Origin of the sequence: Halomonas sp. M4R1S46 (assembly GCF_025725685.1) — a bacterium.
Lineage (GTDB): Bacteria > Pseudomonadota > Gammaproteobacteria > Pseudomonadales > Halomonadaceae > Halomonas.
In genome coordinates this window covers 2,504,992-2,527,697 of sequence record NZ_CP107008.1, presented here as the reverse complement: position 1 = coordinate 2,527,697, position 22,706 = coordinate 2,504,992, and the positions used below count along the sequence as shown (strand labels likewise).

At 59.1% G+C, this 22,706-nt stretch carries 19 protein-coding genes; 16 read left to right on the top strand and 3 right to left on the bottom strand.

The genetic code is table 11. From position 1 onward, the window contains the following. Positions 1-99 precede the first annotated feature (99 nt). From OCT48_RS11860 to OCT48_RS11820, 9 genes are all read left to right on the top strand, one after another. Entirely contained in the window at positions 100-1,908 is a 1,809-nt protein-coding gene (locus OCT48_RS11860; RefSeq protein WP_263589358.1) for an ABC transporter ATP-binding protein, read from the top strand. 320 nt (positions 1,909-2,228) lie between these two features. Continuing rightward, a complete protein-coding gene (locus OCT48_RS11855; protein WP_263589357.1) occupies positions 2,229-4,211 on the top strand; it encodes a hypothetical protein in 1,983 nt (660 codons plus the stop codon). Between the two features lie 41 nt (positions 4,212-4,252). Next, positions 4,253-5,227, top strand: coding sequence for a glycosyltransferase family 2 protein (locus OCT48_RS11850; RefSeq protein WP_263589356.1), 975 nt, complete (start codon positions 4,253-4,255; stop codon positions 5,225-5,227). A 135-nt stretch (positions 5,228-5,362) separates the two neighbouring features. After that, positions 5,363-6,355, top strand: coding sequence for a glycosyltransferase family 2 protein (locus OCT48_RS11845; protein WP_263589355.1), 993 nt, complete (start codon positions 5,363-5,365; stop codon positions 6,353-6,355). A gap of 134 nt (positions 6,356-6,489) precedes the next feature. Further along, complete coding sequence (locus OCT48_RS11840) at positions 6,490-7,551, top strand: polysaccharide pyruvyl transferase family protein (protein WP_263589354.1); 1,062 nt, start codon at positions 6,490-6,492, stop codon at positions 7,549-7,551. Next, positions 7,551-9,023, top strand: coding sequence for a hypothetical protein (locus tag OCT48_RS11835; RefSeq protein ID WP_263589353.1), 1,473 nt, complete (start codon positions 7,551-7,553; stop codon positions 9,021-9,023). Before OCT48_RS11840 ends, OCT48_RS11835 begins: the two co-directional genes overlap by 1 nt. 90 nt (positions 9,024-9,113) lie before the next feature. Next, positions 9,114-10,091 (top strand): KpsF/GutQ family sugar-phosphate isomerase, encoded by a 978-nt coding sequence (locus OCT48_RS11830; protein WP_263589352.1) that lies wholly within the window; start codon positions 9,114-9,116, stop codon positions 10,089-10,091. 100 nt (positions 10,092-10,191) lie between these two features. Then, positions 10,192-11,319, top strand: a complete 1,128-nt coding sequence (locus tag OCT48_RS11825) for a glycosyltransferase (RefSeq protein ID WP_263589351.1) — start codon at positions 10,192-10,194, stop codon at positions 11,317-11,319. After that, positions 11,316-11,534, top strand: a complete 219-nt coding sequence (locus OCT48_RS11820) for a hypothetical protein (RefSeq protein ID WP_263589350.1) — start codon at positions 11,316-11,318, stop codon at positions 11,532-11,534. Before OCT48_RS11825 ends, OCT48_RS11820 begins: the two co-directional genes overlap by 4 nt. Here OCT48_RS11820 and OCT48_RS11815 read toward each other — a convergent pair. Beyond that, a protein-coding gene (locus OCT48_RS11815; RefSeq protein WP_263589241.1) for an IS5 family transposase occupies positions 11,505-12,358 on the bottom strand; the annotation gives its coding sequence in 2 pieces (ribosomal slippage) (positions 11,505-12,016 and positions 12,016-12,358; 855 coding nt in all). The genes OCT48_RS11820 and OCT48_RS11815 overlap by 30 nt on opposite strands. Before the next feature lie 170 nt (positions 12,359-12,528). Between OCT48_RS11815 and asnB the strand changes: the two genes are divergently transcribed. From asnB to OCT48_RS11790, 5 genes are all read left to right on the top strand, one after another. Further along, entirely contained in the window at positions 12,529-14,547 is a 2,019-nt protein-coding gene (gene asnB, locus OCT48_RS11810; RefSeq protein WP_263589349.1) for an asparagine synthase (glutamine-hydrolyzing), read from the top strand. Positions 14,548-14,601: 54 nt separating this feature from the next. Further along, positions 14,602-15,642: an EpsG family protein gene (locus OCT48_RS11805; protein WP_263589348.1), complete on the top strand. Its 1,041-nt coding sequence runs from the start codon at positions 14,602-14,604 to the stop codon at positions 15,640-15,642. Positions 15,643-15,687: 45 nt separating this feature from the next. Next, on the top strand, positions 15,688-16,878 hold the full coding sequence (locus OCT48_RS11800; protein ID WP_263589347.1) for a glycosyltransferase family 4 protein: 1,191 nt from the start codon (positions 15,688-15,690) through the stop codon (positions 16,876-16,878). Between the two features lie 95 nt (positions 16,879-16,973). Continuing rightward, positions 16,974-18,251, top strand: a complete 1,278-nt coding sequence (gene tviB / locus OCT48_RS11795; protein ID WP_263589346.1) for a Vi polysaccharide biosynthesis UDP-N-acetylglucosamine C-6 dehydrogenase TviB — start codon at positions 16,974-16,976, stop codon at positions 18,249-18,251. Between the two features lie 147 nt (positions 18,252-18,398). Next, complete coding sequence (locus tag OCT48_RS11790) at positions 18,399-19,421, top strand: NAD-dependent epimerase (protein WP_263589345.1); 1,023 nt, start codon at positions 18,399-18,401, stop codon at positions 19,419-19,421. Between the two features lie 177 nt (positions 19,422-19,598). Here OCT48_RS11790 and OCT48_RS11785 read toward each other — a convergent pair whose 3' ends face one another. Beyond that, the gene (locus tag OCT48_RS11785; protein WP_263589344.1) at positions 19,599-20,147 is read right to left on the bottom strand and encodes a thioredoxin family protein; all 549 of its coding nucleotides are present in this window, start codon (positions 20,145-20,147) and stop codon (positions 19,599-19,601) included. A 188-nt stretch (positions 20,148-20,335) separates the two neighbouring features. On the opposite strand from OCT48_RS11785, the gene OCT48_RS11780 reads away from it, so the two are divergent. Then, on the top strand, positions 20,336-20,683 hold the full coding sequence (locus OCT48_RS11780) for a hypothetical protein (protein ID WP_263589343.1): 348 nt from the start codon (positions 20,336-20,338) through the stop codon (positions 20,681-20,683). Between the two features lie 33 nt (positions 20,684-20,716). Here OCT48_RS11780 and OCT48_RS11775 read toward each other — a convergent pair whose 3' ends face one another. Next, positions 20,717-21,010 carry a winged helix-turn-helix domain-containing protein gene (locus tag OCT48_RS11775; RefSeq protein ID WP_263589342.1) on the bottom strand — a complete coding sequence of 98 codons (294 nt, stop codon included), beginning with the start codon at positions 21,008-21,010 and terminating at the stop codon, positions 20,717-20,719. A 224-nt stretch (positions 21,011-21,234) separates the two neighbouring features. Here OCT48_RS11775 and OCT48_RS11770 point away from each other — a divergent pair, with 224 nt between their 5' ends. Continuing rightward, the gene (locus OCT48_RS11770; protein ID WP_263589341.1) at positions 21,235-22,536 is read left to right on the top strand and encodes an ATP-grasp domain-containing protein; all 1,302 of its coding nucleotides are present in this window, start codon (positions 21,235-21,237) and stop codon (positions 22,534-22,536) included. Positions 22,537-22,706: the final 170 nt, after the last annotated feature.

Here is a 22,706-nt window from a genome sequence, read left to right as displayed (position 1 = left end):
AACCTCTAACCTCTAACCTCTAACCTCTAACCTCTAACCTCTAACCTCTAACCTCTAACCTCTAACCTCTAACCTCTAACCTCGGTCCTCGCCCCTGACATGCTCTCACAGCTCAAGGAACTCTATTCCCTGCTCACCGCCGAGCAGCGCAAGAAACTCCTTCGCCTGCAGGTCCTGGTGGTGTTGATGTCCTTCGCCGAGATCGGCGGCGTGGTCTCTATCGGCCCCTTCATGGCCCTGGTGGGCGACATTAGCCAGCTGCAGGGCGAGGGCATGATGGCCGAGCTCTACCGCGACAGCGGTGCCGAGACGCCACGTGCCTTCCTGTTCTGGATGGGGGTCGGTGTATTGGTGGTGCTCACCGGTGCGGCACTGGTTTCGATGTATACCATCTGGCGACTCTCCATGTATGGCGCAAGGGTGGGGGCGCAGCTCGCCAGCCGCCTCTACAGGCACTATATGCACCAGTCCTGGTTGTTCCACGCTAGTGGCAGCAGCAGCCAGCTGACTAACCACATCGCCCAGGAGTGCGGACGGATCACCAATGGCATCATCAATCCGTTGATGCAGATGAATGCCAAGTTGGTGATGGCAACGCTGATGTCGATGGCGATCTTCCTCTACAATCCGTTGGTCGCCATGGCCGGGCTGTTGATCTTCTCGGTCGCGTATTTCTTGCTCTACCGTACAGTGCGACGGCGCCTGATACGCAACGGCAAGAGCATCTCTGAGGCCCAGCGGCTGCGCTTCAAGCTGATGGGGGAGGGCTTCGGCGGCATAAAGGACGCTCTGCTGCTAGGCCGACAGCAAGTGTTCACCGACCGTTTTGATGGGGCATGCGACCGCTTCGCCGAAGCTCAGGGTACCAATGCCGCCATGAGCCAGGCACCGCGCTATGCCATGGAACTGGTGGCCTTCGGCAGCGTGATCTTCCTGGTGCTCTATCTGCTGGCGGCGCACCAGGGCAATCTGGGCACCATCCTGCCGGTGCTTTCCGTTTATGCCCTGGCGGGCTTCAAACTGTTGCCCGCTTTCCAGCAGGTGTATACCAGCCTGTCGCAGATACGCGGCAACCTGGCAGCCTTCGATGCCTTGCGGGACGATCTGTACGCCAGTCGCCGTGAGCATATCCGGAAACTGATTACCGAGCAGGAGCGAACGGAGCAGCACCTGGCCCCCAAACACAGCATCCAGCTGGCCAATGTGACCTTTACCTACCCCGACAAGCAGGAACCGGCGCTGAAAGGCTTGAACCTGAAAATCCCTACCAACCAGGTGATCGGCCTGGTAGGTGCCTCGGGCTCCGGAAAGTCGACGGCGATTGACTTGTTGCTTGGCCTGATCGAACCCCAGCAGGGTCAGATCCTGATCGATGGTCAGCCACTCACCGACGAGAATCGCCGTGCCTGGCAGAACACCCTGGGCTTCGTGCCTCAGTCGATCTTCCTGGCCGACAGTAGCATACGCGAGAACATCGGCTTCGGCTTGCCGCTTGATGTCATCGACGATGACAAGGTACGCCACGCTGCGAGCCTTGCCCACCTGGATGAGCTCCTGGCCGAGCTGCCCAATGGCCTGGAGACTCGCGTAGGGGAGAGGGGCGTACAGCTCTCCGGTGGTCAGCGCCAACGCATCGGTATCGCCCGAGCGCTCTATCACGATGCGGAGGTGCTGATTCTGGACGAAGCCACCAGCGCCCTGGATGGCATTACTGAAAAGCTGATCATGGATGCCATCCATGACTTCTCGGGCAAGAAAACCATCATCATGATCGCCCACCGGCTGGCCACGGTAAAACAGTGCGACAACCTCTATCTGCTGGCGGGTGGCCGGGTGGTAAACCATGGAACATACGAAGAACTTACTGAATACAGTTCAGAGTTCAAGAAGATGGCTCAATGCTCATAAAAATTAACACGATGTTCATGGGGTATATTAAATGGAACGCTGGGACCGATGGGATGGAAATTAGTGTAGGCCATTTCGGTGACGGGGCGCGCAGGTATTGATTGTGGTACAGGAGGGGGGTAGCGGATCGGATAACCAGAGATAGAAGTATCTGGATGAGTTTCGAGTCGCGGCCACGATGAGCCTGAAAGATCAACATTAATCCAATTCATTTGAATTCGCTGTTTAATGGCCGGTTTCTCGGCCTTTTCGATGCATGGCTAGCAAGTCACTATGTTGACCAACCCGTTAAATGCACTGTCACGATACCTGGTGGCTTGTTGCAGGGTATACGTAGAAAATTAGAGGCTGTAACAATGAGTATTGTGAGTCTAGTCAAGGGGCGTGTTTCAAAGCTTCTTGGCTCCCCTGTCAATGAGCGGAGGTATATAGATCACTCGCTCGGGGTGCATGGCTTTCTTAAAAGGCTCAAGGAGAACAATGTCAATTATGTTGTTATGCGCTGGTTTAAGAAACTGCCTGAAGTTGCTCCCGGAGAAGATATTGATATTCTCGTTGCAGATGAAGATCTCGAAAAACTGACCTTGTTCGTCAATACAAATATAGCACGCAAAGGGATTCCCTGCGATATTTATAGCGTCAGTGGACTGCAAGGAACCAGTTGGAGGGGGCTGCCATACTATCCAGTGGCGAATGCCAGGAAGATATTGGATAACGCTGTATGGCTCAATGATATTGTCCGCGTTCCAGCCCCTGACGAACACTTTCTCTCCATGTGTTACCACGCCGTTTACCACAAAGGCTATGCATCAGGGATTCCCTCACATGGCAGCATCTTTGAAGGAAAGGTTGTTGATCATGATTACAAGCAAGAGATTGAAAGGCTTTTCAACAATTCTTCATTCAAGGGCAAAGAGCTTGAAATGACACTTGAAGGTCTTGACGGGCTATTGCTTCAAGCAGGCTGGAAGCCAGCATATGATACGCTGGAAAAAATGTCAAAAGCCAATCATTGGATTCATGATAATCTTGTTTCCAGACGCGAGAACATTCCGGAGAACTGGACAGGGGTGACGGTATTTCTAGTCCGGGAGGAAGGCATTGGTTATCTTGATGTAATAAAAAGATGTATCTTTGAGGATGGCTTTGATCACCTGGTTGAGGGACAAATCCCACCTGGCGATATCCAGGCCATAGCGGCTGGTATACTTGGTGGAAACTGGGGGAAAGGGCCTTGGAGGAAAAGTGGTGGCTTACCAGCATACTATTTTGTGACATTTGACTCAAAGCCCTTGGTGCCCAATGCCGAAACGATGAAGGAGAATGTTGGTCTCTACAACGGAAGAGTGATGTTGACAAAGCGGAGAGTTAGAGATATCTATAATAAAGGTAAGCGACCTTCAGAGCAGTGTAATATACTGCACTCAACTGATAATAGTGCCCAGGCGATTGACTATTTGAAATTGATAGATCCGGGATGTCTCGAGTATATAGACCAGGAAGCAAGGAGAAAGTGTGTCGGCTTCGCGACACCCTTCAAGGTCATAGAAGACCTGAGCCACCATGCGCGCCGGGCCAAGGTGGAGTGCGTAGAGTTTCATGGTAGAAAGGCAATATGCAAGACCTTCAAGGAAGGCAGGGGTATTTATTTAGAAAGGGAGGTCATGGCCAGGGAACTCGGAAAGGGATTACCTGAGGTGTCTGATATTTTGGAAGTTGGTGATAATTATATTGTCATGGAATGTTGTGATGGCTCACTAGCGGATATTACGACGCTTCGTCCGATCTTCCATGGTCATGGGCTATTGCCACTTTGGGCGATAAAAAAGATCAAGGATGTTATTTTTCATTACAGGGCGCTTGGCTATGAGTGCATAGACCTCAGTCCTCAGAACATCCTTTTTGACTCCAAGAAAGGACTGAAAGTTATTGACTTTGAATTTCTTCAGAAAGTTGATAAGCCGTCGAGAACATTGAAGGGGAACTATGCCTGGTACGATGTACCTTCCGATTTTGCAGGCGACCTTCCTCTGGGCGCTTCCGGGCACATATACAGGACGCACTGGATGAGTTATACCGGGCTTCCCCTTTTTTTCTGTGTGAATGACTTTCCTGGATGCATTCTCCAGCCAGTCAGGTTTTTAGCATATTGTTACGTTTCCATCAGGAACTTAGGGAGAAGGGCGGTTGATACTTCGATTACATTTATAGTTTCCCAATGTCGTTCTATTATCAGAACTTCCAGAAAGTTCACGTCGTCATTATCACATCTACTCTCAGGTTTCGATGAGCCTTCCCGGTAACATCGGCCTGTTCAGGGTTTTGAATAACCTAAGTGTCTGCTATGGATGTTAGTATTGTCATCCCATCGTATAAATCGGTGGATTACATCTATAGAGCAGTAAAGTCCTGTGTTGACGAAGCTGTTCCAACAGAAAATATAATCGTCGTGGAAGACGGTGTGTTTGATGATACGGGGAAGGTGCTTTCAGAATTTCCAAACATCCACCACATTGCTCTTCCACAAAATAGAGGAGGAGGGCATGCTCGGAATGTTGGGTTGCATGTAGTAAAAACTACATATGTCCTTTTTTTAGACTCCGATGATTTTTTATATGGAGGGCTGGTTAAGGGCTTGTTAGTAAATGCGTGCAAAAAAAAATCTGATATTACTTACGGACCATGGCGTTATGAGGGCGAAGGTGTCAAGGACAATAGTATTTTATACCCTGTCGAGAAAAGCAATATCTTGTGGATGAGGAATTGGCTAAAGGGGGAGTTTTTTCCACCGTGTAGTATCTTGTGGAAAAAAGATTTTTTGTATAAAATTGGCGGATGGAACGAGGCATTGAAGGCTAATCAAGATGGTGAGTTGGCTTTCCGAGCGCTATCCAAGGAACCCTCTATAGCTATTTCACATGCTGGATGTGGTGTTTACTGGCGACATGATGCCGAGCACAGGGTCAGTAGGTCACCTAAAAGATATAGAGTGTTGGCAAACGATGTGATTTATAATGTCATTGACGGATATATTTCCTGCAAGAGCTCCAGTGATATTTTAGAACTCAAGTCAAGTCTTGGAGTGTTCTGCTGTGCCAATGCATGGACTGCTTATGCTGAAGTTGACGATGATTATGCCAGGCAGTGGTTGAAGCGCGCAAAGAAGTATGGGTATGAAGATGCGGGGTATAGCAGGGCTACGAATGTTATTGGAACACTTCTTGGGGTCAGAAGAGGTGCGAAATTCAGGAGCTCATTAACGAATGTGGGTTTTATATCCCATGTGGCCAGGTTTGTTAGTGGAAGACTGAATTTTTGATTATACATGCTGTGTTTAACGTGATGCTTTTCAGGTCCGTCATGGCTATATGATGCTGAAGCCGACGCTTTTTGCACAAGTCTATTAGTGTTCTCCTGTCATTAAAAAGTGTAAAACAGAATGTTAGGGGAAAGCATGTCTGGAAAAGTTCGTTTCTCTGTAGTTGTTCCTCTTTACAATAAAGAGAAATGCATAACAAGTACTCTTTCATCTGTGCTCGGTCAGGAATTTCATGATTATGAGGTTGTGGTGGTAAATGATGGGTCACTAGATGATTCAGTGGCACGCGTCAGGGAGATTTCGACCGATAGGGTCAACATTTACAACAAGGATAACGGCGGTGTTTCATCTTCCCGAAATATGGGTATTGATGAGTCAAATGCCGAATGGATTGCATTCCTTGATGCCGATGATTTATGGAGCCCCTCGCATCTTTCTCACCTTGATGAGTTGATTTCAAGGTTTCCGGAAGTGTGCATGGTGTCTTCGGCATCCAAGAAAGTAGCTCCTGGTTTTTCTCTTGATTGTTCTGTTATTTGTCCTGATGATTATTCTGTAAGCAATAATTTTTTCAGGGGCTCACAAGGTGGAAGTTTCTCAGTACACTCTTCTTCCGTTGCAATACGACGGGAGGTATTTGATGAGCTTGGAGGGTTCTTGCCATATAGTAGTGGTGAGGATGTGGAAATGTGGGCCAGAGTCGCGCTGAGACATAAGGTAGTAATGTCAGATCTATGTACTTCTTACTACAGGCGGGATCCTGACGAGGGCCTATCACGTGATGCGTTTGTCGAAACATCCAGAAATATGGTGAGTGATGAAAGCCTTGGTATAGGCAGTACGCCGGTTCTGAGAATGCTAAAAGAAAAGATAGAAAAAAAAGAGATATGTCTTGATGGTGACATCAAGACATACGTAGCAGAGAGGCTTAAGGTTGGTGCAAAAATCAGGCTTCATCAAGGAAATGTCGATGGTCTGAAGAAATTAATAAACCATCCCGATTGGAAGAAGTTTTGTTCTCCTTGCGGATACGATCTCTTGAAGTACCTGCCGGGTAGCATTGTTCTGGCTATGAGGGATGTGTATTTAAATCTGAAGAATAAAAAGCCTGGCTCTAAGTCTGTTTAGAAGTTTGTCGGTTTGTTTTGGGTTACATGATTCGGTAATCTTTATTTTTCGGATAAGTTTTCCGGGCGTGTCTATATCGTGATAAACGCAATTTCTGAGAAAGATCAGGTTGATGGTTTTACAAGAGAGTCAGCATGACCATGACAAGGGGGTCCGGCGCAGGCCATCGGAGTGTTCTGGTAGTAAATGATACGAGAGTCGATCACCATCACGGTTGTCTGGCAGTGATGGGCGCAATATCGTTGTTGCTGCGATGCAACGGCATGGAACCGCTTCTGTTCTGGCCGGCACACACTGAATGGCGTGGTGATGCGGAGTTCGAGAGCACGATCGCCAAAGTCGACCTCGTGTTGATAAACGGAGAGGGCACGATTCATCATGATCGACAGTCTGGAAGACAGTTGCTTGAACTCGGAGCACGCGCGCGTGCTGAGAAAGTGCCAGTAGCGCTGATTAATGTTGGTTGGGAAGCCAATGGCACCGATCTTGTTACTCTGCTTAACAACTTCGATCTGGTTGTGGCCCGTGACAGTCGCAGCGCCGAGCGGATGCGTGCCGGCGGTGCCACCGTGCGGGTAGTGCCGGATCTCAGCTTGTGGTTTGCCCAAGCCCAGGGGATCAGGCCTGGCTCAACTGGGAGTCGTGCTGGCATCGGGGTAACCGACAATGTAGACCGGTTCAAGGCACTCACCCTCGAGCGTCTGCGTTCAACCTGTGGCGGCCAGATGGTGTCAATCGTCTATGGCGCTCCGGGGCCTGGGAGCTGGTTGCGCTTTCTGCGCGAGGGCGTGGCGCTTTCCAAAGACCTTCGCCATCCCGCACGGCTCGCTGCATTGCTGCGCTTACGCCATCGGCTCTGGTGGCAGGGCAGTGCAGATACCCAGCGTTTTCTGACTCACCTTGCGGCCTTGAAGCTGCTGGTCTCTGGGCGCTTTCACGCCTGTACGCTGGCACTCGCCGCCGGGACACCGCTGATTGCTCAAGCCTCCACTACCGACAAGATTGCAGCGCTCTTTCACGATGCTGGACTCGATAGCTGGCGCTGTGAGGGGGCACTCAACGTGGCTCGCGTCCATGATGCGAGCGCGAGCGGTTGGAGCGAACAGGAGTATAGAAGTTTATGCGCTTATCTTGACGAAGCGGTAAGCGAGGTCGAGATACTCTTTTCTGATCTGGCGAAACTGGCGGCAAATTGATGAATAGTCAGGGCTCTGCTCCCCCTGAAAAGGCGCGTTTTGCGCGGCGGGCGAAAAATCGGGCTCGCGCTTGGGAGTGGACCGCAAAAGGCCTGAAACCCGGTGTGTCGGTCTGGCGGCTTGAATGGATCAAGGCGGCGGTGGCTCTGGCAGAAGATCGGCTCGACTCTTTGCCCCCGCCTTCTGAATCGAGAGGCCACCCCGTACCGCGCTGGCGTGTTGCGTTGGCGATGGCGGTGGGTTGCGTCATGGCGGGCGCATATGTGCTGCGCCAACGAGGTGGAGCCAGGCAGGGGGAACTGCCACCTGATGCGACCCGCGTTGCGGCCATCCATGCCGAATGGAGTACCCGTACCCGCCACCTGCTGACCGCAATCGATAACGCCGACTCACCAGTTTATGCAGTGATCCTGTTGGGCCGCCTGCAGAGTCCGCCTGAGCAGACGGCCGCCCTTTGGGAAAGCAAGCGTCCCGGGAGCCGCGCCGCCACGCTGCCGCTCGTGCTTCCCATGTCTCCACGGGCGTGCCTAGCGGCACTGAGCGATCTGCCGGAACTACTGCGAGAGGGCTTCGCATCATCGTCACATATGCCGTTGGCACTCCCCTTTCGCGAGCAGATAGCGATTTCCTTCAGGGTGGTACTCGGCGCTGTTGCCGCTCGCTGGTGGAAAGAGACCGGGGCGACGGAGGCCGAGGTGCTCTTCGCCATTACCGGTACCGCCGATACCACCCTGCTGGAGAATGCGATCCAACAGACGGGCGGGCACACCGTGCATGCCCTGCACGGTCAGGCGATGGGGCCGAATTTCGCGGGTGTCTCGAACCTGGCACTCTTTCGCAGCAGGCACGATGCGGTGGCCTATTCGCGACTTGGCTGCTATGGACGCTGCGAGGTGCAGTCCGTACCCCAACCGAGACCGATGCGCGGTACGGGTGGTTTGCTGCTGCTGAGCAATCTTGCCCATCCGATGAATCCCGACTTTCGTCGTCAGCCGCTGCGCGATGAGCTCGCGCTGCTGGCCTGTGTGGGAAGCGCAGCGCGCAGGCTCGGTGCGGTGGCCCGCCCGCTCTTATGGAAGCCCCACCCGGTGATTGCGGGGCTATCGGAAGACATGCGCGCTACCCTGCGCACCGCTGCCCTCCAGGAGGGGTTTACCGAGTTGCCTCCTGAGTCAGATCTGGTCAGCGTCGCGGCCGACTGTCGCTGGATCCTGACCAGCCCCTCGACCGTGGCACTCGATCTGCTCGAGGCGGGGTATCTCAGCGTGGTGCTGGATCCCCAGGGGAGTGTTCTCGACACCGCCCTTGCCGGCCTGCCCCAATCGTCGGTCGAGCCGGAGGCCTTGACAACTCTTCTTGAAAGGCTTGATGCATGCGACGCCTACACTAACGCCTTCTCTGATGCTTTTGCTGCGGTGGGCCCGGCACGGGCGTTTGATTTGGTCTCGATCAGATTCAACTCTGGCGAGTAGACGGAAAGGTAGACCAGTTTCCCTTTTTACTGAGGAATCCCCGCACGTTCAGCCAAGGGCTTCCAAAGTGTGGAATAAGGATGCGGCGAAATGAATCCTGCAGCCAGGAAAACGATACCTATGTCGAGTATTCATATTGGTCAGCAGGTCTTCAAAGTCGAGGCCGATGCCTTGCAGGCCACGGCTAACCGGCTGGGAACCTCCTTCGATCAGGCCGTGGGCATGATTCTGGATACGTCGGGACGGGTGATCGTATCAGGGATGGGAAAGTCGGGAATTGTAGGTAACAAGATCGCGGCCACCTTGGCATCTACCGGCACCCCGAGTTTTTCGGTGCACCCTGCAGAAGCGTATCACGGTGATTTGGGCATGTTCACCCGAGGCGACGTGGCAGTTCTCATTTCCCATAGCGGGGAAACCGATGAGGTGATACGACTGATTCCCTCACTGCACCACTTCGGTGTAAAGACCATTGCTATGGTTGGTAACCTTGAGTCGACCCTGGGCCGAAATTCCGATCTGGTGCTCGACGTGTCAGTGGAACGCGAAGCTTGCCTGAATAATCTAGCCCCGACCACATCCACCACCGTTACCTTGGCCATGGGAGATGCTCTAGCCGTTGCCTTGATGGAAAGGCGTGACTTCAAACCCAAGGATTTTGCCGTATTTCATCCGGGGGGGAGCCTTGGGCGCAGGCTTTTGACTCGTGTCAAGGATGTGATGCATACGAATTTACCCACAGTCACTCCCGAGAACGACTTCAAGGAAGTGATCATGACGATCACCGAGGGTGGGTTAGGGGTGACGGTAGTCATAGATAATGGGAAGATCTATGGGATTATCACCGATGGCGATCTTCGGCGTGCTTTGTTAAATCATCAGCAATTTGATGGTTTGGTTGCGCGCGACATCATGTCGAACAACCCACTTACCATCAATGAGTTAGAAATGTTTGCTAATGCTGAGAGCTTCATGCTTAAATCGAAGGTTACCGCCCTGCTAGTAGTAAGCAATGATGGAGCCTTGGCGGGAGTTCTAAAGTTACAGGATGCCAGTCCTTTAATGTAAGTTAGTGATGAAAATTCATTCAGACAGATCATGTTTCATAAATAGTTGATGCGATTTCTCTATGCCGATTAACCCTTAGTTATTGCTCAAGGGCTGTAGTGTGAAAATCCTGCTTGTCATTACCAGTCTAGGCGTCGGCGGTGCCGAGCGTTTGCTAACGAACCTTGCCGACTATTTCGTCTTGGCGGGGCACGAGGTGCTGCTGGCCAGCTTTCACGGCGAGGCTGAGTTGCGTCCTCATGATAGGCGCGTGCAGTTAGTGAATTTGCAGATGCGACGTAGCCTGTTGGGAGTGCTGGCCGAAATGTGGCGCTTACATCGCCTAGTTCGGTCGTTCCGCCCGGACGTGGTGAATAGCCACTTAGTGCATGCCAATATCCTCACTCGGTTGTTGCGGCTTGTCACACCCATGCCGAGGCTGGTCTCTAGCGCGCACAACACCAACGAGGAAGGCCTTGGGCGCATGCTGGCCTACCGACTGACGGACCGGCTGGCGGATATCTCCACCAATGTGTCAGTGGGGGCGGTGGAGGCATTCGAGCAGCAGCGTGCACTGCGACCCGGGCGGATGATCGCCATTTACAACGGCATCGACACCCAGCGCTTCACCTTCGACGAATCCGCCCGCCGGCGAGTGCGCGAGGAACTGGATGTTGATGACTCTACTCCGCTCCTGCTGGCGGTAGGGCGTCTATGGGAGGCGAAGGACTATACCAGCCTGCTGAGGGCTTTTGCCCGGCTGGCGCCCGCACCGCTATTACCGCGGTTGGTGATTGTCGGCGATGGCCCCTTGCGTGCTGAACTGGGGGGGCTCGCCGATTCGCTGGGCGTGGACGACCGGGTGAGCTTTCTCGGTGTTCGACACGATGTGCCGGCGTTGATGTCTGCCTGTGATCTGTTCGTGCTCTCGTCGGCCTGGGAGGGCTTCGGTCTGGTGGTTGCGGAAGCCATGGCTTGCCGCCGCGTGACCGTGGCTACGGATTGCGGCGGGGTGCGGGAAGTGGTGGGAGAGGCCGGTTTTCTCGTCCGCCCGCGCGACAGTCAAGCCCTGGCCGAGGTGTTACAGCAGGCGCTGGGGCTCTCGGCTGACGAGGGCAAGCGACTCGGCCGCCAGGCACGCCAGCGGGTGATGGAACGCTTTTCCCTGGACGCCACCGCCGAGCGCTATCTGGCCGCCTATCAGGGGACTGGCCTGAATGCCCAACGAGACCTGCAAGGAGCGGAATGAAAATACTGGTGATCGAAGGCGCCGGCCATATCGGCTCCCATGCAATTGTGGCACGGCTGAAGGCAAGCCGTGATGTGGTTGCACTGGACAATCTGGCCTATTGCACGGTCCAGGCGATGACGCGGGCGGCCGAGTTGGATGGCAAGGAGGTGTCCTTAATCCCAGGGGGGGTGCGGGAGCTTGTTCTAGGTTCTGTCTGGAAAGTCGGCACGTAGGCAGCGGTCTATGCACGCCAGGCATACCATGGCCCGGAAGCTGCTGGCCAACTTGTCGTAACGGGTGCAGACCCGGCGTAGTTCTTTGATCCAACCGAAGCAGCGCTCAATGATGTTTCGCTCCCGATACCGGGGCTTGTCAAAGCCCCTCGGAGCACCAGGGCGCGGTTTTCGCTTCATCTTGCGCCGGGCAATGATCGGCTTCATGCGATGCCGGTCGCAGTAGCGGCGAAGCGGGTCGCTATCGTAGCCCTTGTCCGCCACGATGAAGCGGCAACGCTTGCGAGGCCTGCCCTTGGCCCCAGGCAGATGAACGTTCTCCATGGTGGGAATGAAGTGCCGCGTATCCGAGTCCTGTCCCGGCGACAGCGTGAAGGTCAGCGGCCAACCATGCCGGTCACAGAGCATGTGGATCTTGGTCGTCAGGCCGCCTCTACTCCGTCCCAGGGCATGGTCTACGGGTTCGTGCTGTCCCCCTTTTTGCCGCCCCCAGAGGCGGCCCGGGTGGCGCGGATCGATGTCGAATCGATCATCCAGGTGTCCAGATCCATCAGGCCATCCTCTCGCAGGCGAAGTTGGAGGCGCGCCAGAATTGCCTCGAAGGTGCCATCATCGCGCCACTGACGGAAACGGTCATAGACGGTCTTCCAGGGGCCGTAGCGCTCTGGCAGGTCTCGCCACTTGGCGCCCGAGCAGAGGATCCAGAAGATGCCGTTCAACACCTGGCGGTCATCGCGACGGGGACGGCCCGTCCTCTGCGGCGGCGAGACGATGTCTTCGATGAGGGCCCAGCCGTTGTCGGAGATCTCGTAGCGTCCTGCCATGGGTCACCTATGCTGCTGAGGCATAGGTGACATTAGCAAATTCGAGTTTTCGGACAAAGCCTAGTGGAAGGAATGTTCGTCGAGCAGCCGCTGGCCTACTTCGAGAACAACGTCGGCGGCACCCTGGCGGGGCCGGCCCTGGCGCGTGTCTCACATTTGGGCAGGTCGGCATGTGTGGTTGCACGGGGTTCCTGACAGGCGGCTCGCCCTCACTGGCCGAGCTGAGAGGCCAGGTCATGGGAATGGCGGATACCCTCCGGCACCGTGGGCCCGATGACGCGGGTGTCTGGGTCGATGGTGAGGCGGGCGTGGCGCTGGGGCACCGTCGGCTCTCCATCCTCGATCTCTCGCCGGCTGGCCATCAGCCCATGCACTCGGCCTGCGGGCGGTATGTGATCGCCTTCAATGGCGAGGTCTACAACCATCTGGAAGTTCGACAGAAGCTGGAAGCTGAAAACTGTAAGAACCCTCCGGTTTGGCGTGGGTATTCGGATACCGAGACGTTGCTGACTGCCTTCAGCCGGTGGGGAGTCGAGGCGACGTTGCAGGTGGTCGTTGGCATGTTCGCTATCGCGCTGTGGGATCGGCAATCCCGCATCCTGACCCTGGCGCGGGATCGCTTCGGCGAAAAGCCGCTCTACTATGGCTTTGCCCGAGGCACTGTGGACGGCGATGCGGGGCGGGTCAACGGCACCGGCCCGCTGCTGTTCGGCTCCGAGCTCAAGGCGTTAATGGCCCATCCCGAGTGGCAGGGCACACTGGCGACCGACGCCTTGGAAGGTTACCTGCGCTTCGGCTGTGTGGGCAGTGAGACCAGCATCTTCCAGGGCGTGGCCAAGCTGCCGCCGGGGTGCCTGGTGCAGGTGTCGCCGGCCGATGTGCTGGCCAGTGAACTGCCGTCCCCGCGGGTCTGGTGGTCGGCGCAGCAGGCCGCGCGTGAGGCCATGCAGGCCGGGCGCATCGAGGAACCCGAGGCCGCCATTTCCGTGGTGGAACAGGCACTGGGCCAATCGGTACGCCACCGCATGCTGGCCGATGTGCCGCTGGGGGCCTTCCTGTCCGGCGGTATCGACAGCTCGCTGATCGTGGCGCTGATGCAGCAACAGGCCGACCGGCCGGTGCGCACCTTCTCGGTGGGCTTCGATGATGCCCGCTATGACGAATCCACTCATGCCGAGGCGGTGGCGGCCCACCTGGGCACCGAGCACTTGACGCTGCAGGCCACCTCCCGAATGGCGGTCGACCTGGTGCCCCACCTGCCCGAGCTCTTCGACGAGCCCTTCGCCGACTCTTCCCAGCTGCCCACCGCGCTGGTCTCGCGACTGACCCGCGAGCACGTCACGGTGGCGCTCTCCGGCGATGCCGGCGATGAACTGTTCGGCGGCTACAACCGCCACCTCTGGGTGCCGCGGATCTGGCACCAGCTCAAGCGTCTGCCGCTGCCGGCTCGGCGGGCCCTGGCGGTGACGCTCAAGGCGATTCCTTCGCACCGCTACGACCGGCTGATGCAGCTGGGGGGCCGGCTGCTGCCGAGCCAGCTGCATTTGCGCACCTTCGGCGAGAAGCTGCACAAGCTGGCGGCGGTGCTGGCCAGCCCCGGCGAGCGGGCGCTGTTCGCCGGGGTGGCCGCGATGAACCACCAGCCCGCTGCGCTGCTGGCCGGGCAAGCGCCAGGCAAGGCGTCGGAAGGCCTGTTCCCGGCGCTCCAGCAGTTCACCGGCGTGGAGTGGATGCTGCTGATGGATACGCTCCACTATATGGTCGACGACGTGCTGGTGAAGGTGGACCGCGCCAGCATGGCCAGCAGCCTGGAAGTACGCGTGCCCTTCCTCGACCCCGAGGTGTTCCACACCGCCTGGCGAATTCCCGCCGAGATCAAGCTGCGCGACGGCCAGGGCAAGTGGGTGCTGCGCCAGCTGCTCTACCGTCATGTGCCGCGCGAGCTGATCGAACGGCCCAAGATGGGCTTCGCCGTGCCGCTGGATGCCTGGCTGCGGAGCCCGCTGCGGGAGTGGGCGGAGGACCTGCTCTCCACCGCCAGCCTGGCCGAGTTGCCCAGGCTGGATAGCCGCCAGGTGCGCAAGCTGTGGCAGGCCCATCTGAAGGGGCAGGGGCACCACGCCCAGCAGCTCTGGGCAGTGCTGCAGTTACTGGCCTGGCAGCGCCGGTGGCAGCCCGGGCTGCCCTGACCCATGACGCTGAGCGCTGCATCCGCAGTGCCTCTCATTGCATAAGCGGTTGCCATGCTGCCTTACTGGATTCTCTTCCTGATTCCCGCCGTGGGGGTACTGGCGCCATACCGGCTGACCCCCGCCTCTCGCCCCGTGGTGTGGTGGCTGGTCGGTAGCCTGTTCGCCCTAATCATCGGTCTGCGCTTCGAGGTCGGGGGCGACTGGGGGGCGTACCTGGCGTATCTGGACCGCGCCTCAGCCATGACCCTGTTCGAGGTGTTCATGCGTGAGGACCCGGGCTATTACCTGCTCAACTGGTTGGCGGTGAACCTGGGCGGCAACATCTACTGGGTGAACCTGGTCTGTGGCGTCATCGTGATGGCTGGGGTAGTGGCCTTTGCACGCTATCAGCCGCTGCCCTGGCTGGCCCTCATGGTGGCGGTGCCCTACCTGATCATCGTGGTGGCCATGGGCTACACCCGCCAGGCGGTGGCGCTGGGGTTCATCCTGTTGGGCCTGGTGGCCCTCAGCGATGGCAGGGTGCGCATTTTCGTGGTCTGGGTGCTGATCGGCGCGGCTTTCCACAAGTCGGCGGTGCTGATGCTACCGGTGGCAGGGTTGGCGGCCAGCCAGAGCCGACTCACCTCCCTGGCCTGGGCGGCGTCGGCCACGCTGATCGGCGGTTATTTGTTCCTGTTCGATTCCACCGACGAGCTCTGGGCCAATTATGTCGAGGCCGACTACCAGTCCGAGGGTGGGCTGATCCGCGTACTGATGAATGCCGTACCGGCAGTGCTCTTTCTCGTGTTGCAGCGATACCTGCAACTCAAGGAAGACGAGCGCCGCCTGTGGTGGTGGCTCTCGGTGCTGGCCATCGCCTGCATCCCACTGGTGGTGATGTCCTCAGCCGCCACCGACCGCGTCGCCCTTTACCTGATCCCCCTTCAGATCTTCGTGTTCTCACGACTTCCGTTGATTTGTCTGGATTCACGCTGGCCGACGCTGATTGTGCTCAGCGTGGTGACCTACTATGCCGCCGTGTTGCTCGTGTGGCTCATGTTCGCAGCAAACTCCCAGTCCTGGTTGCCGTACCAACTGGTGTGGTTGGTATGAGAGCTGGGGAGTGGGTGAAGTAGCCACTGCCAGTGAGGCCTCGGAATGACCCACCACAAGAAGTATCGAGAGTTGTCCCGCCAGGCTGTGGTGGTATTGGTCTCCAATACTTCCTGGTACCTCTACAATTTCCGCCGCGGCACGATCGTGGCGCTGCGCAAAGCGGGTTACCGGGTGGTAGCGCTGGCGCCGGAGGATGAGTACTCCCACTGCCTGGTGGAGGAACTGGGTATCGTGTATGTGCCGCTGCCCATGGAGGGCAAGGGCACCCGGCTGCTGGGCGAGGGTAGAAGCCTGCTGACACTGGCCAGTATGCTGCAGCGGTTGAAGCCGGCCTTCGTATTCAATTTCACGGTGAAGGCCAATATCTATTCCGGTCTGGCCTGTCGGATGTTGGGCATTCCCTATGCCAACAACGTCTCCGGGCTGGGTACCGCTTTTCTGCATGATAGCTGGCTGTTCCGCCGTGTGCGTTCGGTGTATGGCGTCGCTAATCGTGGGGCGCGGCGGGTGTTTTTCCAGAATCAGGAAGACCATGACCTGTTCCTGAGCCATGGCCTGCTTCGTGCAACCCTCACTACCGTGCTGCCGGGCTCCGGCATGGATACTACCCGTTTTACTTTCTCGCCGCTGCCCGTCCCCGACCCCTTTACCTTCGTGATGATCGCCCGCCTGCTGGGCGACAAGGGCGTGCGCGAGTACGTGCAGGCGGCGGGTCAGGTGCGTGCTGCCCACCCCGATAGTCGGTTCTTGCTGATCGGCCCCCATGGGGCCAGCAACTGTACCGCGATCACCGAAGCCGAGGTGCAGCGCTGGCAGGCGTCAGGCGTGGTCGAGGTCCTGGGCGAGCAGTGCGATGTGCGGCCCTTCATCCAGCGGGCACATGTGCTGGTCCTGCCTTCCTATCGTGAAGGGATGCCCCGCACCGTGCTGGAAGCCGCCGCCATGGGGCGGCCCGCCATCGTCTCCGATGTGCCGGGCTGCCGCCAGTCGATCGTGGCCGGTCGGACCGGTTGGCTGTGCGAGGTAAAGAGCGCTGATTCGTTGGCCCAGTGCATGAGGCGGTGCATTGCCCTGCCCCGGGCGGAACTGCAGGCCGCAGGCGAAGCGGCGCGTACGCGAATCGAGGCGGAGTTCGATGAGCGCATCGTCGTGGCGGCAGCATTCGATTGCCTTCACGACGCCAGGACAGGGCGCGGCGAGGTTCTTTCCTGGTTACCGACGCACAGGGAGTGACGCGATGACCATGGGGCTTGGCCACTCGATGCCTGAAAGGACTGAGTGGCGACCGGGTTATCGGCATGGCCATCCGTAACGCAAGGGGTGAGACGATGCTGACGATTGATGAGGTACGCCTGGGCGTCATCGGCCTGGGGTATGTCGGGCTGCCGCTGGCGGTGGAGTTCGGCAAGGTGTTGCCCACCGTGGGCTTCGATATCGACACCCGGCGGGTAAACGAGTTGATCGATCATGTCGACCACACCCTGGAAGTGGATGCGACCCAGCTGGCCGAAGCCTGGCAGCTGAGCTTCTCGAGCGATGCCGAGGCTCTGCGCCGCTGCAATGTCTATATCGTTACCGTACCGACGCCCATCGACGCGAGCCATTGCCCGGATCTTTCGCTCTTGATCACGGCCAGTCAAACCGTGGGGGGGGTGGTGCAGCCGGGAGACGTGGTGATCTATGAATCGACCGTGTTTCCTGGCGCCACCGAGATGTACTGCATCCCCGTGATCGAACGGGTCTCTGGCCTGGCCTTCAACCAGGACTTCTTCGCGGGTTATAGCCCCGAGCGTATCAATCCCGGTGACAAGGAGCATCGCGTCACCTCCATCAGGAAGGTGACCTCGGGTTCCACGCCGGAGGTGGCTGATTTCGTGGATTCGCTCTATCGTCGGGTCATTGCCGCTGGCACCCACAAGGCCAGTTCCATCCAGGTCGCGGAGGCGGCCAAGGTGATCGAGAATACGCAACGAGACCTCAATATCGCCCTGATGAACGAGCTGGCGGTGATCTTCAACCGGCTCGGCCTCGATACCGAGGAGATACTGGAAGCGGCAGGGAGCAAATGGAATTTTCTGCCGTTCCGGCCCGGCCTGGTAGGCGGGCACTGTATCGGTGTGGACCCCTACTACCTGACCCATCGCGCACAGCAGGTGGGGTACCATCCCGAGGTGATCCTCTCGGGGCGGCGCATCAATGATGGGATGGGGGCCTATGTGGCCAACCAGCTGGTCAAGAAGATGGTCAAGCGTCGCTTGCAGGTGCAGGACGCGCGGGTGCTGGTGATGGGGCTGACCTTCAAGGAAAACTGTCCCGATCTGCGCAACACTCGGGTGGTGGATATCCTCAGTGAACTCTCCGACTACAACGTGGTGGTAGATGTCTACGACCCTCAGGTGAACAAGGCCGAGGCCGAGAGGGTGTATGGCATTCGTCTGGTAGAGCGTCCCGAAGCCGATGCCTATGATGCCATTATTCTGGCGGTGGCCCACCGGGAGTTCCGCGAGCTCAGGGCCGAGGTCATCCATAGCTGGGGGAAACCCGAGCATGTGCTCTATGACCTCAAGTTTGTGCTGCCCAAGCGGGACGTGGATTTGAGGCTTTGATCCAAGGGGCAAGGAGCTAGGGGAGAAAGTATGCTCAGCCCGCACCCCGCACCCCGCACCCCGCACCCCGCACCCCGCACCCCGCACCCCGCAACCCGCAACCCGCAGCCCGCACCCCGCACCCCGCACCCCTCCATCGGAGCTATCATGAAGATCCTTGTCACCGGCAATGCCGGCTTTATCGGTTTTCACGTGGCCAGGCGCCTGCTGGAGCGGGGCGACAGCGTGGTCGGTGTCGATGCGGTCAACGACTACTACGATCCGACGATAAAGGAGGCGCGCCTGACGCTTCTGGAGGAGACCGCGGCGCGTACCGGTAGCGCCTATGTGTTCCTGCGGCAGGATCTGGCCGATCAGCAGATTGTGAACGATGCCTTCCGTGAGCACCGCCCCGAACGTGTGATCCATCTGGCCGCCCAGGCCGGGGTGCGATACTCACTGGAGAACCCCCACGCCTATGTACAGAGCAACGTGGTGGCTTTCACCAATATCCTGGAGGCGTGCCGGCATCACCGGGTGCAGCACCTGACCTACGCCAGCACCAGCAGCGTGTATGGCGCCAACACCAGGATGCCATTCTCGGAGCACAAGAGCGTCAACCATCCGCTGCAGTTCTACGCCGCCACCAAGAAGGCCAACGAGCTGATGGCGCACAGCTACAGCCACTTGTTTGGCCTGCCCACCACAGGGCTGCGATTCTTCACCGTGTATGGCCCCTGGGGGCGTCCGGACATGGCGCTATTCCTGTTCACCAGGGCCACGCTGGCCGGCGAGCCAATCCAGGTGTTCAACTACGGGAACCATACCCGCGACTTCACCTACATCGATGACATCGTCGAGGGCGTGATCCGCGCCAGCGACGACGTGGCACGACCCAACCCCGAGTGGGACAGCGACAGCCCCGATCCGGCCACCAGCACCGCGCCGTATCGCATCTTCAACATCGGTAACAGCGATCCGGTGCATCTCTCCGAGTACATTGAAGCGATCGAGGAGGCACTGGGCCGGAAGGCCATCCGGGAACTGTTGCCGTTGCAGCCGGGTGACGTGCCTGCCACCTATGCCGACTGCCGCGAGCTGGAGAAGACGGTGGGCTACAAGCCTGCCACGCCGGTGAGCGAGGGTGTGGCCAACTTCGTGGCCTGGTATCGGGAGTTTTATCAGGTGTGAGGAGCGAGGGGCGAGCTGCGCGGAGTCGTTGCTCCCCGCTACGCCGAGTCCGAGACCTGGGGTACCCAGAAGCAAGCAGCCCGGCCATGTGCCGGGCTGCTTGCTTCTGGGTACCTGCACGGCGCTGGAGATGGCCACGGTAAATAGAGCGGAGACGTCATCGCTGGCCAGCCGCCGTCACTTCCACTTGATGTTGCAGCCCATGGAGGGCTTCTGGTCGGGGCTCGGGGCGCGATCGGCCAGCACGGCGTCGGCGGCGGCCCGCAGGTCCTCGCCGGTCACGGGGACGTCCTTGCTGGGGCGGCTGTCGTCGAACTGGCCGCGGTAGGCGAGGCGATGGTCCCGGTCGAAGAGGAAGAAGTCGGGCGTGCAGGCGGCCTCGAAGGCGCGGGCGACCTCCTGGCTCTCGTCGACCAGGTAGGGGAAGGTATAGCCCCGCGCTTCGGCCTCCTCGCGCATCTTCTCCGGGCGGTCGTCCGGGTGGGCCCGGAAGTCGTTGCTGTTGATGCCGATCACCGCGAGTCCTCTGGCCTGGTATTCCCGAGCGAAGTCGGCCAGGGCGTCGGCCACGTGCTTGACGAAGGGACAATGGTTGCACATGAAGACCACCAGCAGCGGCTGGTCGGGGTAGTCGTCGCTACCCACCATGTGGCCCTCGGCATCGGGCAGGCGGAAGGCGGGCAGCGGGCTGCCCAGGTCGATCATGTTGGAGGGGGTCAGTGCCATGGGACCTCCTGAGGCGGATGGGGGGTTGCCTTCAGCCTAACAGAGTCGCGCCTTCGCTGGCCGGATCATGGCGTCGGTGATGGCCCTCCGGGGCCACGCGGAAAGCCGCGGGGTGTGCCGAGGGGTGGCTGGCGGCAGCCCGCCCAAGGCTGCCACACTGGGCCAGTTGGTCACGACGAGGAGTCATCATGAGCAATGGGCCCTTCTATCAGGGCGGCTGTGGCTGCGGGGCGGTGACCCTGATGGCCTATGGCGTGCCCCTGGCCGCGGTACGCTGTGGCTGTGACGTGTGTCGCGGCGAACGCCTGCTGTTGTGGTCGGAGGCGGCCGTGCAGCTGGTCGGGGGGCTGGAGGCGCTGGAAGGGCGGCGGGCGAGCCATGGGGGCTGGCAGCAGGTCTGCCGGCGCTGTGGGGAATGCGTGCTGACCGAGCATGCCGCGGCCGGCATCGTGGAGATGCCGGCCGCGGCCCTGCCGGAGGTGGAGGGCGCCGGGGGCGATGGCGAGGCACTGCTCGCCCGGCTTGGACACCGCTGAGAGGCGTCTTCGGGCGCAGCGGGGGCGCGGCCGTCAGGGGTAGCCGAGGGCCTCGCGCAGTCGGCCGGCGTGGCGAGCGACCCAGGCGGGATCGATGGGGCCCCAGTCGCGCACCACATAGTGGCCGATGTTGTGGCGCTGTCCCGGTGCCGGCTCGAACTCGCAGTGGATGTCCAGCTCCGCCAGGGCGGCCAGGGTATCCTGGGCCGTGCGCCGGGGCATGCCGGTGGCGTCCATGATGGCCGGTACGCTGGCGGTGCCGTTGGCGATCAGATGGGCCACGTAGAGGCGCCGGTAGAAGCTGCTTTGCGTCTTGCTGAGTGCCATTGCGGTGTCCTGCCTCGTTGCCGGCCTTCCAGCCTGACAGCCATGGCCGATCGACGCCAGGCACCGACTGCCCCTGGTCCCCGGCCGGCGTCATTCACGGCCGGGTCCGCCTGATCCAGGGCAAGACAGCGTCTCGGGAACGGACCATGCTTAAGGCAAGGGGCGCGATGGCGCCTCGACGAGTGCTGCGCGACCGATCAGGCTGACGAGGCGGGGAGGAGTGTATGGCGTGGAATGTCTTCGTGGTCGGCCATGACGACCTGAGCCGACGCTTGCTGCCGACACTGCGACATGCCGAGGACTATGCATTTCATGGGCTGCTGCCCCTGAACGAGGTGGTCCACGCCCAGGAGTATCACTTCGATCGCCTGGTGGAGGATGCGCTGGACGAGCTGCAGCGCTTCCCCGACCCGGTGGATGCCATCGTGGGCGTCTGGGACTTTCCCACCACGGCGCTGCTGCCGGTGCTGCGTGATGCCATGGGCCATCGAGGCCCCACGCTGGAGGCGGTGCTGAAGTGCGAGCACAAGTACTGGAGTCGCCTGGAACAAGCGAAGGCGGTGCCGGAATGCGTGCCCGCCTTCCAGGCCCTGGACCCCTTCGACGACCATGCCATCGATACCCTCGAGGTGGACTACCCGTTCTGGATCAAGCCGGTCAAGGCCCACTCCTCCCAACTGGGGTTCCATATCGGCAACGAGCAGCAGCTTCGCGAGGCCCTGCCCCACATCCGCCGGGGGATCGGCAAGTTCGGCAACCCTCTGTCCGAGGTGTGCACCCACCTGGACCTGCCCGATGACGTCGCCGGCATCGGGGGGCACCACTGCATCGTCGAGGCGATCATCTCGGCCGGCCGTCAGTGCACGCTGGAGGGCTATGTGCAGCAGGGCGAGGTGCACCTGACCGGCATCGTCGACAGCATTCGCGATACCTGGCACCGATCCGTGCTGATGCGCTTCGAATACCCCTCCTCCCTGCCCGATCCGGTGCAGCAGCGGATGGTCGCGCTGAGTCGCCGGGTCATGCGCCATATCGGCTACGACGATGCACCCTTCAACATCGAGTTCTACCATGATGACAAGAGTGATCGCATCTGGCTGCTCGAGATCAACTCGCGGCTGTCCCGCTCCCATGCGGCGCTCTTCCAGCTGGTGGACGGGGCCCCGCACTACCAGGTGATGGTGGACGTGGCCCTGGGCATGGCGCCACGCATGCCCCACCGGGAAGGCCGCTACGCGATCGCCGCCAAGCAGATGCTACGGGTCTTCCAGGGCGGCATCGTGCGCCGAGTACCGACGGCGGAGGAAATCCGCCTGGTGGAGGCGGCCTATCCGGGGACCCTCGTCGAGCTCAATGTGCGCAACGGCATGGCCCTGGAGTCGCTGCTGCACCAGGATTCCTTCTCCTGGGAGCTGGGGGTGCTGTTCACCGGCGCCGACAGCTACCAGGGCCTGCTGGAGCGGATCCGGCTGTGCCGGGAGGGACTGCCGTTCGTCATCACGCCAGCCGCCGGGGAGGGCGCCTGAGCGGGGCCTGCCAACCCGGTGCAGCAGGGCTATCGCAGTTGAGTCTGACGAGGGGCGCCGGGGACAAGCCGAAGAGGAGGTCCTACGCCAGGGGTGAGGAGCACGGCTCCGAACGGGCTGGCCATGGATGGCCAGCACCGGACCTGCAAGCGGAGCGGGACGCGAGAGCG